We start from the raw sequence: 14406 nt of genomic DNA on the forward strand, positions 1-14406 counted from the left end.
GCGCGACGAAGGATGCCGAAGGCCTCCGACCTGGTGGTCGACGAGATCAGGCGCCGTGTCATTCGCGAACGCCTGCCGGTGGGGTACCGGCTGCCGACCGAGCTCGAACTCATGGAGCAGCACGGCCTGGGCCGCGTCACCGTCCGCGAGGCGCTGCGGGTGCTGGAGCGCGACGGCCTCATCGAGGTCAAGCGCGGCCCCAAGGGCGGGATCTTCGTCACCAAGCCCGACGTCCGCCAGCTCGGGTCCGCGTTCGCGCTGCTGTTCGCGATCCGCGACACCCGGCTCGGGCACTTCTCGACCTTCCGCGGCTACGTCGAGCCGGTGGTCGCCCGGCTGGCCGCCATGAACGCCACCGACGAGCAGCGCGAGAACCTGGTCAGGGCGACCGAGCAGGGGCGCGCCGAGTCGACGTCCCGGGCGGTGGACTTCCACAGCATGGTCGCCGAGATGTGCGGCAACGACATGTTCGAGTTCATGATCGACGCCATCAACGTGTCGTTCGAGCGCCACTTCCGGCACGACATGATCACCGAGACCGACCGCGAGGACACCGACTTCGCCCACCGCAGGATCGCGCAGAAGATCGCCGCGGGCGACGCCGACGGCGCCGAGCGCGCCATGAGCAGCCACCTGCTCGCCTACGACGAGTACCTCAAGAAGAACGGCCTCACCGAGGAGCCGCTGTTCCCCGAAGGCGTATAGCCGCCTTCCCCCGGACGGCGGACGCGCCGCGCCGCCGTCCGGGCCCGCCGCCCGCTCGCGGCTGCCTCCACCCGCCGGCATGCTCCCTCCCCTCCTGCGCCGCCCGAATACCTGCGCTAAGATAGCAATGATTACCCTCAAAGGGTCGGGCTGTGCGATCCGGCGAGGGAGTTCCGTCCGCCGGGTGAAAGGTGCACCGTGACCGCGTACGAGACCCTGCTCATCGAGGAACCGGCGCCCGGGGTGCGGCGGGTGACCCTCGACCGGCCGCCGGTCAACGCGGTGAACCGGGTGATGATCCGCGAGCTGACCGAGGCGTTCGGCGCCGTCGCGGACGACCGGGACGTCCGCGCCGTGGTGCTCGCCGCCGCCGGGTCCCGCGCGTTCTGCGGCGGCATCGACCTCAAGGAGCCGCCCCCGGACCCCGCGGAGCGGACCCCCTCGGAACTGCTGAACCCCGGCCTCGCCTGGCGCACCGCGCAGCACGCCGTCCGCCACTGCCCGGTGCCCGTGATCTGCGCGATCGAGGGCGCCGCCATCGGCGCCGGGTTCGGGCTCATCGCCATGTGCGACGTGCTCATCGCCTCGACCCGCGCGGCCTTCGGGCTGACCGAGATCAACGTCGGGCTCCTCGGCGGGGCGAGCAAGGCCCTGCACATGGTGGGGCCGTACAAGGCGCGCTCGATGATGTTCACCGGCGAACTCCTCGACGCCGCGGAGATGCACCGCCTCGGCGTCGTCGAAAAGGTCGTCGAGCCGGGCCTGGCCGGAGACGAGGCCGTCCGGACGGCGGCCTCCCTGGCGGGCAAGAGCCCCATCGCCATGCGGCTGCTCAAGGAGTCCATCCTGCGGATCGAGGGCGACGCCATCGAGCAGAACTACCGGACGGAGTGGGACTACACGAACCGGCTCGGCCAGTTCGCCGACTCGCGTGAGGCGCGCGCCGCCTACCTGGAGAAGCGGGCCCCGTCATGGACGTGGACGTGACGCACCGGACACGGCGCGAGGGGAGGGGCGGCTGATGGGAGGCCATCCGAACCCCGACGGCGCACCCGGTTCCGCGCCGCGTCCGCGGTACCGGGACCTGCCCGACGGGCGCGCGGCGGGCGTCTTCGGAGCCGGCGACGTCCTCGGCACCCTGAACCTGCAGACGCCGGACGCCGTCGTCGCCGCGGCCCGCCTCGTCCGCTCGGGCCGGGTCTTCGCCCTCAACGCCCCGGTCGACTGGCCGGACCCTCCCCTGTACAGCAGGCTTCCCGTCGAGCACACCGTGTTCCGCACCGCGATGGGCAACCTGGACGACCACCTCGACCACTTCTATCCGCAGGCGTCGTCGCAGTGGGACGGGTTCCGCCACATCCGCGACCCGGAGTTCGGCTACTACAACGGCCAGGACGAGGCGCTGGGCGTCGACCACTGGGCGCGCCGCGGGATCGCCGGGCGCGGCGTCCTGCTCGACGTCGGCCGCGCGCTCGCCGGCACCGGCCGGGACCTGGCGTGGAACGTCCGCACCGAGATCACCGCCGCCGACCTGGAGCGGGCGCGGGCGGCGGCGGGCGTCGACCGGCGCCCGGGGGACGTCCTGCTCGTCCGCACCGGCTGGACCGCCGGATACGAGGCCGCCACCACGGCCGAGCGCACCGAGTACCGCTCCGGCGGCGAGTCGCCCGGCCTGGAGCCGAGCCGCGAGATGGCCGAGTACCTCTGGGACTGGGGGGTCGGCGCCGTCGCGTCGGACAACGTCGGGGTCGAGGCGCTGCCCGCCCCCGCGACGTCGCTGCACCACCTGACCCTCTCCCGGCTCGGCCTGCCGCTCGGCGAGTTGTGGTGGCTCGAAGCGCTGGCCGAGGACTGCCTCCGCGACGGCCGCTACGAGCACCTGCTCGTGTCCGCGCCGCTGCACGTCCGCGGCGGCATCGGCTCCCCGGCGAACGCGGTCGCGATCAAGTGAGGAGCGGCCGGCCCGAGCGGGGGGCGGGCCGGCCCGCCCCCGGCCGGGCCCGGGTCAGTCCCCGGTCAGGACGAAGTGGTCGAGGTTCGGCCGCTCCAGCATGGCCGAGTAGTCGTGGTTGCTCCACGGCACGTTGAGCATCTGCCGCCCGAACCGGTTGACGTAGTAGTTCCGCCCGCGCGGCGACTCGGCGGCCCAGATCAGCTCCTCCTGCGCCCGGTCCACCTCGCGGTTGTAGGCGTCGAAGGCGTCCTGGGCGACGTCCATCGCGGACTTGCCGTGCTCGATCAGCGCCACGATGGACTGGGCGGCGAAGCGCGCCCACAGCTCGACCGCGGTCAGCAGGGCGCCGGAGCGGGGCTGCGCGTTCGGGCCGTAGAAGATGAAGAGGTTCGGGAAGTTCGGCACCATCATCCCGAGGTAGGTGCGCGGGCCGTCCGCCTCCCACTGCCGCTCCAGCGTGACGCCGTTCCGGCCGGCGTACTCGGTCGGCCACAGGTAGCGGGCGACCTCGAACCCCGTCGCGAGGACGATCACGTCGACGTCGTACCTCGCCCCGCCGGCCGTGACGATCCCCTTCTCGTCGATGCGCTCGATGCCGGCCGTGACCAGCTCGACGTTGTCGCGCAGCAGGGCGTCGTACCAGCCGTTGTCGACCACGAGGCGCCGGGCCAGGGGCGCGTAGTCCGGGGTCACCTGGTCGATCAGGTCGGGACGGGAGGCGAGCTTGTCCTCGATGTACTGGGTCAGGTTCTCGCGCAGGGCGTCGTTCTGCCGGCTGATCAGCCCCCCGGCCGCCTGCCATTCCCGGTCGTACACCTGCGCGGTCTGCATGCTCGACGAGGTGACCTGGGCGGAGTAGCAGTACCAGTTCCAGTAGTGCGGGACGTTGTCGAAGAGCCAGCGGACCTCGGCGCTGACGGTGTCGCGGTACCCCTCCATGGGCGAGATCCACTGCGGGGTGCGCTGGAAGGCGTGCACGGACCGGGCCGTCTCCGCGAGCTTCGGCATGACCTGGACGCCCGTCGACCCGTTGCCGATCACCGCGATCCGCGCCCCGGCCGGCTCGAACGCCGGGTCCCAGCGCGCGCTGTGGAAGATCTTCCCGGCGAACGTCCCGATGCCCTCGATGTCGGGGAACTTCGGCTGGTTGAACAACCCGGCGGCGCTGATGACCGCGTTGGCGCGGAGGGTGCTCTCCCGTCCGGCGGTGTCGCGCAGGTGGACCGTCCACGCCTGGGCGGCGTCGTCGAAGACGGCCCGCTTCACCTCGGTCCCGAACCGGATCCCGTCGGCGACGCCGAACTCGTGCGCGATGTGCTCGAGGTACTGGCGGACCTCCTCCTGCGGCGCGAAGTAGGAGGTCCACGGGTAGTTCTTCACGAACTTCAACTGGTACAGGTAGCTGTTCACGTCGACCCGGGCGTCGGGGTAGACGTTGACGCTCCACGTCCCGCCGATGCGCTCCTGGCGCTCGACGATGGTGAACGGGATGCCGAGCCGGTGGAACTGGACGGCGGCGACGATCCCGCTCGCGCCCGCGCCGATGACGACGACGTGGAAGTCGCCCGCGGACGCCGGCCGGGCGCCCGACCAGGCGGCGCTCCGGGGGAACTCGTCGATGGCCAGCTCGTCGCGGCCGAAGCGGAAGAGGCGGTCGCTCAGCGGCACGCCGGTCATGGTCTCCATGAGCTCGCGCAGCTCCGCGTCGTCGGGCGTGCGCTCGTGATACCCCTCGGCCCGGACGGTCCGCAGCCACCGCAGCGCCTTCGCCTTGACGGTCTCGTGGTGCTCCTCCGCCAGCCGGTACGCGAAGAAGGTCCCGCCGCGGAGCGGGACCTTGTCCACGTTCATGCCTTCGAGTTCGCGGTCGCCGGTGGCGTGGAGCAGCGCCATGCGGAGCACGTTCATGTCGGCCTGGTCGAGGGCCTTGGAGATGGCGGCGTCGTCCAGGTCCGAGACCCCGGCGGCTGTCGTCCCGGTCACATCGCCTCCCGGTATTGAGTGGTATCTTAGCTATGATTAGCATAAGATCCTCGCGAGCGGCAAGTGCGCGGCCGGCCCCGGCGGGTCGCCGGTGCCGCGCCCCGGGTGGGACGAGAAGGGACGAGGATGACGCCTTCCGGATCGGTCAATGCTCCAGACGTCGACGCCGTCGTGGTCGGCGCGGGGTTCGGGGGCCTGTACGCGCTGCACGCGCTGACCGGGCAAGGGTTCACGGTCCGGGGGTTCGAGGCCGCGCCCGGCGTGGGCGGGGTCTGGTTCCACAACCGGTACCCCGGCGCCCGGGTCGACATCGAGTGCTACGACTACTGCTACTACTTCGACCCGGACCTCTACGCCGAATGGCGGTGGACCGAGCGCTACCCCTCCCAGCCGGAAATCCTCGCCTACCTGAACCATGTCGCCGACCGGTTCGACCTCCGGCGGCTGATCACGTTCGAGACCTGGGCGACCGGGGCCGTGTGGGACCCGGCCCTGCATCAGTACACGGTCACGACGAGCGCGGGCGAGTCCGTGACCTGCCGCTATCTGGTCATGGCCACCGGGCAGCTCTCCAGCTCCCGGACGCCGGACATCCCCGGCCTCGGAGACTTCCGGGGCCGGTGGTACGAGACCTCGCACTGGCCGCGGGAGGAGGTCGACTTCCGCGGGCGGCGGGTCGGGGTCATCGGAACGGGGTCGTCCGGCACGCAGGCGATCACCGAGATCGCCAAGACCTGCGAGCACCTGTACGTGTTCCAGCGCACCCCGAACTACGCGATCCCCGCCCGGAACGGGCCGGTGGACGAGGAACGCTATCGGCGCATCGCCGAGGACGTCCCTGCGGCGTGGCGGGCGCTCCAGCGCACGGCGGCCGGGGCGGTGATGCCGACGTTCCACGGGCCGTCCACCGACTTCCCCCCGGAGGAGCAGCGGCGGCTCATCTCCGAGCGCTGGCGGTGGGGCGGCCAGTCGATCAACGCGATCTTCTCCGACCAGGGCACGAGCGAGGCGGCGAACGAGCTGGTCGCGGGATTCGTGCGCGAGCGGGTGCGGGAGATCGTCCGGGACCCGGCCGTGGCCGAGGCCCTGGCGCCCGACGCCTACCCGATCGGGACCAGGCGACTGGCCATCACCACGGAGTACTACGAGACCTTCAACCGGCCGAACGTGACGCTGGCCGACATCAAGGCCGACCCGATCGAGCGGGTCACCGAGTCCGGCATCAAGACGGGCGCGGCCGAGTACGACATCGACATCCTCGTTCTCGCGCTCGGCTTCGAGGCGTTCACCGGCTCCCTCGACAAGGCCGGAATACGCAATGAGAAGGGGCACTCTCCCACGTCGGGATGGGACAAGGGCCCCCGCACCTACCTGGGCCTGATGACCCGCGGATTCCCCAACCTCTTCATCGTCACGGGGCCGGGAAGTCCTTCGGTTCTCGCGAACATGGTGGCCGCCAACGTCCAGCACCTCGATTTCGTCGCGGGCCTTCTGCGGCACATGGCGGAGAACGGGCACACCAGGGTCGAGCCGAGCGCGGCCGCCCAGCGCGAATGGAGCGAACACGTCCAAGAGGTCGCCCGGCCGCTGCTCAGGTATCGGCACGACAACTACATGGTCCACGTCCATCCGGAGACGGGGGAGCGCAATTTCATCCCCTACGTCGGAGGGTTCGACAGGTACGTACGGGCCTGCCAGGAGATCGCCGAGCGCGGATACGACGGATTCGAGTTCGCGTCGTGAACTGCCGCAGCGATCGGAACTCGTCGCCGGCCACGGAAAGAAAGGTGCTGCCGTGAACTCTCCCAAGCCCGCCATCGAGGAACTGATCTCCTTGAGCGGCCGGATCGCCGTCGTGACGGGCGCCGCCCAGGGGATCGGACGCGCCATAGGCGAGAGGCTCTGCGAGCTGGGCGCCCACGTCGTCTTCGCCGACCAGCGGCCGGACGTGCACGCCGCCGCCGAGGGGATCCGGGCCGCGGGCGGCCGCGCGTCGTCGTTCGACCTCGACGTCACCGACGAGGACCGGCATCTGGCACTAGTCGAGGAGATCCTCGACGAGCACGGCGCCCTGGACATCTGGGTCAACAACGCGGGGATCTATCCGGCGTCCTCGACGCTGGACCTCCCGGCCGAGGAATGGCGCGCCGTCCTCGCGGTCAATCTCGACGGAGCGTTCTACGGCGCGCGGGCCGCGGCCCGCGCGATGGTGCCGCGCAAGCGGGGCGTGATCCTCAATGTGGGGTCGACGTCGTCCTTCCGGGCGTCCAACGACGGAATGGCGCACTACGTCTCGTCGAAGTTCGGCCTGCGCGGGCTCACCCAGGCGTTCGCCAAGGAGTTCGGCCCGCTCGGAATCCGCGTGCTGGGAATCGCGCCGACCGCGACCGCCACCCAGACCCTCGTGGACGGGGCGAAGAGCATCACGGCGGCGCAGTCGGACGCGGACTCCGAGGAGGATCTGTTCGGACGCTACGCCGAGAAGATCCCGCTCCGGCGCATCGCTACCCCCGACGACATCGCGCGGGTCGCGGCTTTCTGCGTCTCCGACCTGGCCGGATACGTGACCGGCACCGTCATTCCGGTCGACGGCGGACACCTGGCGAGCTGAGGCGGTTTCAGCATTGGCAGAGGAACGAGGAGCCATGGAATTGAAGGCGAGCGCCAAGGACTTCGTCACGGCGACAAGGCCGTTCATGAAAATGCCGGAGGGTGCGCTGACCGACCCCGAGGCGTCGGCGGAGTTCCTGCGGCGCCTGCGGAGCATGCCGAGTTCCGCCAGGGCGGCCGAGCCCGTCGCGACCGTCGTCGACCGGCGGATCGAGGAGGGGCCGGCCGTCCGCGTCTACGTGCCGGGCGGCGCGGCGGACGCGCCGGTGCTGCTCTACTTCCACGGCGGCGGCTGGGTCGCGGGCGACCTCGCCATGCACGACAGCACGTGCCGCCGCCTCGCCAACCTGCTCGGCTGCGCCGTGGTGAACGTCGACTACCGGCTCGCGCCCGAGCACCCCTACCCGCTGCCCCTCGACGACGCCGCCGCGGCGCTCGCGTGGGCGGCGGCGAACGCGGCCGGGTTCGGCGGCGACCCCGCCCGGCTGATCGTCGCGGGGAGCAGCGCGGGCGGGAACCTGGCCGCCGCCGCCGCGCTCCGGGCGCGCGACGAGGGCGGCCCGCGCATCGCGCTGCAGGTCCTGCTGTATCCGGCCGTCGACGCCTCGATGTCGCACGCCTCCGTCCGCGAGCTGGCGACCGGGTACGGGCTGGAGAGCCCCACCATGCGGTGGTACTGGCGGCAGTACCTCGGCGGGGACGCCGGCGGGGCGGACCACCTCGCGTCGCCGCTGGCCGCCCCCGACCTGTCCCGCCTGCCGGACGCGGTCGTCGTGACGGCCGAGTTCGACCCGCTGCGCGACGAGGGCGACGCCTACGCGCGGCGGCTGGAGGAGGCGGGGAGCGGCGTCACGCTGCTGAGGTTCGAGGGGCAGGTGCACGGCTTCCTGGGGCTCCTCGGCGTGAGCGAGGACGCCGACCGGGCCCTGGCGTCGGTCGCGGAGGCGATCCGCGCCCGACTGGGCCGCGCCTGACGGCGCGGTCCCCGGTCCGGTGCCGGGCAGGGACCGGACCGGGGAGGCTCAGCCCATGTAGCTTCCGCCGTTGACGTCGATCGTGGCGCCGGTGACGTAGCTCGCGGCCTCCGAGGCGAGGAAGGCCACCACCGCCCCGATCTCGTGCGGCGTCCCGTACCGGCCGACCGCGACGCTGTCGAGGAGGCGCCGGTTGACGTGGTCGGGGGCGACCTCGGCCATCGGGGTCACGACGCGGCCGGGGGTGATGGCGTTCGCCGTCACGCCGTGGCGCCCGTACTCGATGGCGAGCGTGCGGGTCAGGCCGAGGAGGCCGGTCTTGGCCGTTCCGTAGGGGATGCCCGCGACGTGCGCGCCGGTCCGGGCCGACTGGGACGAGATGTTCACGATCCGCCCCCACGACTCCGCCACCATGTCCGGCAGCAGCGTCTTGCAGCCGATGAACGCGCCGGTCAGGTTCACGGCGAGCACCCGCTCCCACTCGTCGAGGGGGGTGTCGAGGGCCGGGCACTTGACGCCGTCCTTCTTGGGGGAGATGGCCGCGTTGTTGACCAGCACGCAGGCGGGTCCGAAGCTCGCGCGGGCGGCGTCGCGGACCCGCAGCCAGTCCTCCTCCCGGGAGATGTCGGCCTTGACCGTCCGGAAGAGGTCCTTCGACGCGGCGTGGCTCGCGGTGAAAGCCTCCAGGTCCGGCTCGCTGAGGTCGGCGACGACGACGGGCGTGCCGCGGCCCAGCAGCTCGTCGACGATCCCCTCGCCGATCCCGCGGGCGCCGCCCGTCACGACGGCGCAGTAGCGTTCCGGTGCGTTCGGCTCGGTCACGGGTCGGTCCTCACGGGTCGGTCCTCACGGGTCGGTCTTCACGGAGTCGGTCCTCGGGTGCGTCGGCGAGCACGACGAGGGCGTCGACCGCGACGGGCGCCCCGTCGTGGCCGATGAGCAGCGGGTTGACCTCGACGGAGTCGGCGGCGTCCGCCAGCCCGGCCGAGAAGCGGGAGAAGTCGCCGACGACCCGCGCCAGGGCGTCGAGGTCGGCCGGGGTGCGGCCCCGCGCGCCCTGGAGGACGGGCAGGCCCCGCAGCGCATCGATCATGGCGCGGGCCTCGCGCGGGGACACCGGCGCCGGGCGGATCTGGACGTCGGGGTCGAGCTCGGCGAAGACGCCGCCGATCCCGACGAGCGTGATCGGCCCGAAGGCCGGGTCCTTCGACATGCCGAGGATCAGCTCGACGTCGTTGCGCAGGCTCGGCTGGACGACGAGGGCGGCGTCGGCGAGGTCGTGCGACCGGGCCAGATCGAGCAGCTCCGAGGCGGCGGTCCGCGTCTCGCCGGCGGAGGCCAGCCCGACCCGCACCGCGCCCAGCTCGCTCTTGTGGGGCAGGCGGTCCGACAGCAGCTTGACGACGACGGGGTGGCCGAGCTCGTCCGCCGCGCGGACGGCCGCGTCCGCGTCGTGCGCCACGATCTCGGGGACGACGGGCACCCCGGCCCGCGCGACCAGCGCCTTGCCGTCGACCTCGTCCAGGAACTTCCGGCCGCGGGTGCGGGCCCGGATGATCTCGTCGGCCGAGACGGCGTCGCCTGCGGGCTCGTCCGCCGAGCCGCCCGGGGTCGGGCGGGCGCCGCCCGCCCAGTCCGCCAGCGCGGCCGCGGCGAGCATCGCCCGCGCGGGATCGCCGTAGGCGGGGATCCCGGCCTCCCACAGCGCCGTGAGGGGCCTGCCCGACCCGCCGACCCACGTCACGATGAGGGGCTTGTCCGACCCGGCGGCCGCGGCGGTGAGGCCCTCGCACAGGAGGTCCTCCTCGGCTTCGAGGTTCCCCAGGAGGACGACGGCGAGGTCGGTGTCCGGGTTGGCCAGCGCGATCCCGACGGAGTCGATGAACATCTGCTGGTCGGACGCCACGGCGCCGGTGGTGTCGATGGGGTTCGCCGTCGAGGCGAACGAGGGGAGGATCTCCGCCATCCGGGACCGCCACTCGTCCGTCCAGGCGAAGACGTCCAGGCCGAGCTTCTCGGCGTAGTCGGTCATCAGCGCGCCCGCCCCGCCCGACAGGGTCAGGATCGACACGCGCCGTCCGTGCGGGCGGCGCTTGCGGCTCGCCATGACCCGCCCGAGGTCGAGCATCTCCTCGACGGTGTTCGCCCGGAGCACGTTGTGGCGGCGGAGCACGCCCTCGAAGACGTCGTCCGAGCCCGCCAGCGCCCCGGTGTGGGAGGCGGCGGCCTGCGCGCCCCGCGCGGACCGGCCCACCTTCAGCACGATCACCGGCACGTCCCGTTCGCGCGCCGCCGCGAGCGCCCGCTCGAAGCGGCGGCCGTCCCGGATGCCCTCGATGTAGGCGAGGATGACCCGCGTGGAGTCGAGCGCCACCAGATCTTCGATGATCTCGGCGATGCCGAGGTCGGCCTCGTTCCCGGTGTTGACGAAGGTGCCGATGCCCACGCCGGTCGAGTGCGCGAGGTTGAGGATGAAGCCGCCCAGCGCGCCGCTCTGGGAGACGAAGGCGATGCCGTCGTCCTTCAGTGCGAAGCGGTCCTGGTCCAGCGCGGTCATGAACGTGGCCATGACGGAGTTGTCGACCGACACCGCCCCCACGGTGTTCGGCCCGAGGACGCGGATTCCCGTCTCCGCGGCGGCCCGGACCAGCTCGTCCTGGAGCGCGGCGCCCGCTCCGCCGATCTCGGCGAGCCCGGAGCTGAACACGATCGCCAGCGGGATCCCGCGGGCGCCGCAGTCCCGGACGGTCTCGGCGACCCGCGCGGCGGGCAGGGCGATGACCGCGATGTCGGGGACGACCGGAACGTCGTCCAGCCCGGCGACGGCGGGCAGGCCCTGCACGGTGTCGCGGCGCGGATTGACGGGGAAGATCCGCCCGGTGAACCCGTACTGCCGCAGGTAGCGGATCGGCCGCCCGCCCGCCTTGGACGGGTCGTCGGACGCGCCGAAGACGACGATGCCCGACGCCGTGCGCAGGAGGCCCGGCAGGGAACGCCGGTCGGGGGAGGGCCCGCGCGTCATCGGGTCGTCCCCGCGTGCTCGATGCCGTGGACCGGGGCGCCGGGGGAGGCGAGCTGCTCGATGACCATGCCGCCCACCGCGGTCCGGTGCTCCAGGGTGGACCCGAACGCCCCCTCCAGGGCCTTGCCGCGCTGCAGCCACAGGTGCAGGTCGTGCTCCCAGGTGAAGCCGATCCCGCCGTGGAGCTGGAGCGCGGCGGACCCGGCGAGCTCGGAGGCCCGGTTCGCCGCCGCCTTCGCGCGCGCGGCGGCGAGCGGGGCGTCGGCCGCCCGGTGCGCGACGGCGTAGCAGGCGTACCAGGCGAGGGAGCGGGCGGCCTCGGTCTGGATGGCGACGTTCGCGAGCCGGTGCTTGAGGATCTGGAAGGTGCCGAGCGCGCGCCCGAACTGCCGGCGCTCGATCACGTACTCCCGGGTCATGTCGGCCAGCCGCTGCGCCACGCCGACCAGGACGCACGCGGTGGCGGCGGCCCCGAGGCCGGACGCCCGCGCGGCGGCGGCCGGGTCCGCCGTCAGGAGGGTGGCCTCGCCGGCCGCGAAGGTGCCGCGGGCGAGGCGGCGGCTGAGGTCCACGCCGTCCAGCGGCTGCCAGGACGCCCGGTCGGGCGTTACGAGGTGCAGTTCCTCGCCCGATTTCACGACCACGACGTCCGCGCGCGTCCCGTCGGGCGTGATGCCGGACGGGTCGAACGACGCGGACGCGACGGCCTCGCCCTCCGCGATGGCGCGCAGCCACTTCTTCCGCTCCGCCTCGCTCCCGAATTCCCCGATGACGTGCGGGGCGAGCACGGCGGTCTCGACGACCGGCTCGGGAACCCCGTGGTATCCGCACGCCTCCAGGCACAGCGCGAGATCCACCAGGGTCCCGCCGGCACCGCCCTCTTCCTCGGGGACGCACACGCCGAACAGCCCGCTCTCGGCGAGCTTCGGCCACAGGGTGCTCTCGTAGGCGTGCCCGGCGGACCAGGCGGCCCGAAGATAGCCGGGACCGGCGACGGTGCCGAGCAGGTCCGCGAGGAACGCCGCGTACTCGGTCTGGTCGTCGGAGAAACTGAACCTCATCTCAAGCGCTCCTCGGCAGCCCGAGCACCCGCTCGGCGATAATGTTCCGCTGAATCTCGTTCGACCCGGCGTAGATGTGCGACGCGCGGCTCATCCAGTAGTGCTTGAAAAGGTTCGTCGCGCCCGGCAGGCCACCGGACCTGACCTCCGCCTCGCTCGCCAGCATGGAGAGCGCGAATTCCAAGATCCGGGTCTGCAGTTCAGACCACCAGACCTTGCCCATCGACGCCTGCGGGCCGGGCTTCTCGCCTTTCGACACCTCGGTCAGCGTTCGCAGCGTCATGAAGCGGTACGCCTCGATCTCCTCGTGGAACCGGCCCACTTCATAACGGACCAGAGAATCGTTCCGCCGCGCTTCCGGAATGAGCGCGACCGCGTCGCGGAGGACCCGGTGGAAATGCGCGGCGGTGTTCAGGTTGCTGCTGCGCTCATGCGTGAGGGTCGACATCGCGACCTTCCATCCGTTGCCGAGACCGCCGACCACGTTCTCCAGCGGGACTTCGACGTCGGTGAGGAAGAGTTCGGCGAATTCGGCGTCGTCGTTCATCTGGCGGATGGGCCGGAATTCGACGCCCGGAGTGTCGCAGGGGATGAGGACGTAGCTGATGCCGCGGTGCTTCGGGGCCTCAGGGTCGGTGCGGACCAGGGCGAAGATCCAGGTGGCGAACCGGAAGTGCGACGTCCAGACCTTCTGCCCGTTGATGCGGATGGAGTCCGTCCCGACCTCGCCGCGGGTGCGCAGCGACGCGAGGTCGCTGCCCGCGTCGGGTTCGCTGAATCCCTGGCACCAGATGTCGTCGCAGGTCAGCATGGCCGGAAGCAGTTCCCGCTGCCGCGGGGTGCCCCACTCCATGAGGGTCGGGCCGACGAGCCCGAGCCCGAGGCGCCCGAGCCGGTCCGGGGCGCCGGCGCGGACGTACTCGTCGTAGAAGACCGAGGCGCTGAGCGCGTCGAGCCCGCGGCCGCCGTGCTCGACGGGCCAGTGGACGGCGGCCAGCCCCGCCGCGGCGAGCCGCCGCTCCCACTCCCGGTGCTCGGCGAACCCGCGCTCCGTCGTGACCGGGGCGAGCGGACGTTCGGGCACGTTGTCCCGCAGCCATGTGCGCACCTCGTCGCGGAAACTCAGCAGCTCACCGCTCAAGCGAAGATCCATCTGGCTCCTTGTGCCTCCGTCCGGCTACCCTAAGAGGGCTAAGATAGCTATCATTATGCACATCCGATCGAGGCTGGCAAGCCGATCACGAACACGGAGGCTGACGTGGGCGACGCGACGCTGTCCTGGGAGGTCGCGGACCGAGTGGCGACGGTGTGGCTGGACCGCCCGCCCGTCAACGCGGTCGACCAGGACCTGTACCGGGAGCTCAGCGGCCTGTTCGAGGATCTCGGCCGGCTCGGCGACGACGTCCGCGCGGTCGTCCTCGCGGGCAGGGGACGCCACTTCTGCGCGGGCAACGACCTCGGCGAGTTCCAGACCATGACGCCCGCCAACGCCCCGGCGCGCATGCGCGAGGTGCGGCGGGCGTTCTTCGCGATCCAGGACGCCCCGCTCCCGGTGATCGGCGCCGTGCGGGGGTCCGCGCTCGGCACCGGGCTGGCCATCGCCGCCTCCTGCGACTTCATCGTCGCCGCCGAGGGCGCCCGGCTGGGGACGCCCGAGGTGTCCGTCGGCGTCATGGGGGCGGCGCGGCACCTGATGCGGCTCCTCCCGCAACCGGTCGTGCGCTGGATGTACCTGACCGGTGAGCCGCTCCCCGTCGAGGAGCTGCGGAAGTACGGCGCGGTCATCGAGATCGTCCCCGCCGACCAGCTCCTGGACGCCGCGCGCTCGCACGCCGCCCGCATCACCCGGCACGGCCCGGTGACGATCGGCTTCGCGAAGCGGGCGCTGAACCGGGTGGAGAAGATGGAGCTCCAGGAGGGCTACGAGTACGAGCAGTCGCTGACGGCGGAGCTGTGCGGCTACCCGGAGTCGAAGGAGGCCCTCGCGGCGGTGGTCGAGAAGCGGGAGGCCCGTCTCTAGCGGGGCCCGCGCCCCGTGCCGCGGGCGGCCGCGGCACGGGGCGCTCGGCTAGGCTGTAGCCACCATGTCGACCCCCG

Annotated in this window: 12 protein-coding genes; 7 read left to right on the plus strand and 5 right to left on the minus strand. The window is 72.2% G+C overall.

The genetic code is table 11. The annotated features are described in order from the left end of the window. Window positions 1-12: 12 nt before the first annotated feature. The 3 genes from IEZ03_RS23280 (at window position 13) to IEZ03_RS23290 (ending at window position 2656) form a co-directional block, all read left to right on the plus strand. Entirely contained in the window at window positions 13-705 is a 693-nt protein-coding gene (locus tag IEZ03_RS23280) for a FadR/GntR family transcriptional regulator (protein WP_184885542.1), read from the plus strand. Window positions 706-903: 198 nt separating this feature from the next. Beyond that, a complete protein-coding gene (locus IEZ03_RS23285; RefSeq protein ID WP_184885540.1) occupies window positions 904-1692 on the plus strand; it encodes an enoyl-CoA hydratase-related protein in 789 nt (262 codons plus the stop codon). Window positions 1693-1726: 34 nt separating this feature from the next. Beyond that, complete coding sequence (locus tag IEZ03_RS23290; protein ID WP_184885538.1) at window positions 1727-2656, plus strand: cyclase family protein; 930 nt, start codon at window positions 1727-1729, stop codon at window positions 2654-2656. 54 nt (window positions 2657-2710) lie between these two features. On the opposite strand, the gene IEZ03_RS23295 is transcribed toward IEZ03_RS23290, so the two are convergent. Then, the gene (locus IEZ03_RS23295) at window positions 2711-4642 is read right to left on the minus strand and encodes a flavin-containing monooxygenase (RefSeq protein WP_184885536.1); all 1932 of its coding nucleotides are present in this window, start codon (window positions 4640-4642) and stop codon (window positions 2711-2713) included. 126 nt (window positions 4643-4768) lie between these two features. Between IEZ03_RS23295 and IEZ03_RS23300 the strand changes: the two genes are divergently transcribed. Genes IEZ03_RS23300 through IEZ03_RS23310 form a run of 3 tightly spaced genes read left to right on the plus strand, consistent with a single transcriptional unit; the run spans window position 4769 to window position 8226 of the window. Beyond that, window positions 4769-6385, plus strand: a complete 1617-nt coding sequence (locus IEZ03_RS23300) for a flavin-containing monooxygenase (RefSeq protein WP_184885534.1) — start codon at window positions 4769-4771, stop codon at window positions 6383-6385. A gap of 52 nt (window positions 6386-6437) precedes the next feature. Then, on the plus strand, window positions 6438-7253 hold the full coding sequence (locus tag IEZ03_RS23305; protein WP_184885532.1) for an SDR family NAD(P)-dependent oxidoreductase: 816 nt from the start codon (window positions 6438-6440) through the stop codon (window positions 7251-7253). A 34-nt stretch (window positions 7254-7287) separates the two neighbouring features. Continuing rightward, window positions 7288-8226: an alpha/beta hydrolase gene (locus IEZ03_RS23310; RefSeq protein ID WP_184885530.1), complete on the plus strand. Its 939-nt coding sequence runs from the start codon at window positions 7288-7290 to the stop codon at window positions 8224-8226. A gap of 48 nt (window positions 8227-8274) precedes the next feature. On the opposite strand, the gene IEZ03_RS23315 is transcribed toward IEZ03_RS23310, so the two are convergent. The 4 genes from IEZ03_RS23315 to IEZ03_RS23330 are packed head-to-tail and all read right to left on the minus strand — an operon-like array spanning window position 8275 to window position 13462. Continuing rightward, window positions 8275-9048 (minus strand): SDR family NAD(P)-dependent oxidoreductase, encoded by a 774-nt coding sequence (locus tag IEZ03_RS23315; protein ID WP_184885528.1) that lies wholly within the window; start codon window positions 9046-9048, stop codon window positions 8275-8277. Between the two features lie 10 nt (window positions 9049-9058). After that, the gene (locus IEZ03_RS23320; RefSeq protein WP_184885526.1) at window positions 9059-11248 is read right to left on the minus strand and encodes an acetate--CoA ligase family protein; all 2190 of its coding nucleotides are present in this window, start codon (window positions 11246-11248) and stop codon (window positions 9059-9061) included. Continuing rightward, window positions 11245-12309 carry an acyl-CoA dehydrogenase family protein gene (locus IEZ03_RS23325; RefSeq protein WP_184885524.1) on the minus strand — a complete coding sequence of 355 codons (1065 nt, stop codon included), beginning with the start codon at window positions 12307-12309 and terminating at the stop codon, window positions 11245-11247. The genes IEZ03_RS23320 and IEZ03_RS23325 overlap by 4 nt, the downstream gene beginning before the upstream one ends. A 1-nt stretch (window position 12310) precedes the next feature. Beyond that, a complete protein-coding gene (locus tag IEZ03_RS23330; protein ID WP_184885522.1) occupies window positions 12311-13462 on the minus strand; it encodes an acyl-CoA dehydrogenase family protein in 1152 nt (383 codons plus the stop codon). A gap of 105 nt (window positions 13463-13567) precedes the next feature. Between IEZ03_RS23330 and IEZ03_RS23335 the strand changes: the two genes are divergently transcribed. Continuing rightward, a complete protein-coding gene (locus IEZ03_RS23335) occupies window positions 13568-14329 on the plus strand; it encodes an enoyl-CoA hydratase-related protein (protein WP_184885520.1) in 762 nt (253 codons plus the stop codon). Window positions 14330-14406: the final 77 nt, after the last annotated feature.

The organism is Actinomadura livida (assembly GCF_014648675.1).
GTDB classification, from domain to species: Bacteria; Actinomycetota; Actinomycetes; order Streptosporangiales; family Streptosporangiaceae; genus Spirillospora; species Spirillospora livida.

Excerpts from the sequence above, each read along its gene's own strand:
- IEZ03_RS23280 (WP_184885542.1), top strand. The coding sequence starts at position 13 with ATGCCGAAGGCCTCCGACCTGGTGGTCGACGAGATCAGGCGCCGTGTC.
- IEZ03_RS23290 (WP_184885538.1), top strand. The coding sequence starts at position 1,727 with ATGGGAGGCCATCCGAACCCCGACGGCGCACCCGGTTCCGCGCCGCGT.
- IEZ03_RS23300 (WP_184885534.1), top strand. The coding sequence starts at position 4,769 with ATGACGCCTTCCGGATCGGTCAATGCTCCAGACGTCGACGCCGTCGTG.
- IEZ03_RS23310 (WP_184885530.1), top strand. The coding sequence starts at position 7,288 with ATGGAATTGAAGGCGAGCGCCAAGGACTTCGTCACGGCGACAAGGCCG.
- IEZ03_RS23320 (WP_184885526.1), bottom strand. The coding sequence starts at position 11,248 with ATGACGCGCGGGCCCTCCCCCGACCGGCGTTCCCTGCCGGGCCTCCTG.
- IEZ03_RS23325 (WP_184885524.1), bottom strand. The coding sequence starts at position 12,309 with ATGAGGTTCAGTTTCTCCGACGACCAGACCGAGTACGCGGCGTTCCTC.
- IEZ03_RS23330 (WP_184885522.1), bottom strand. The coding sequence starts at position 13,462 with ATGGATCTTCGCTTGAGCGGTGAGCTGCTGAGTTTCCGCGACGAGGTG.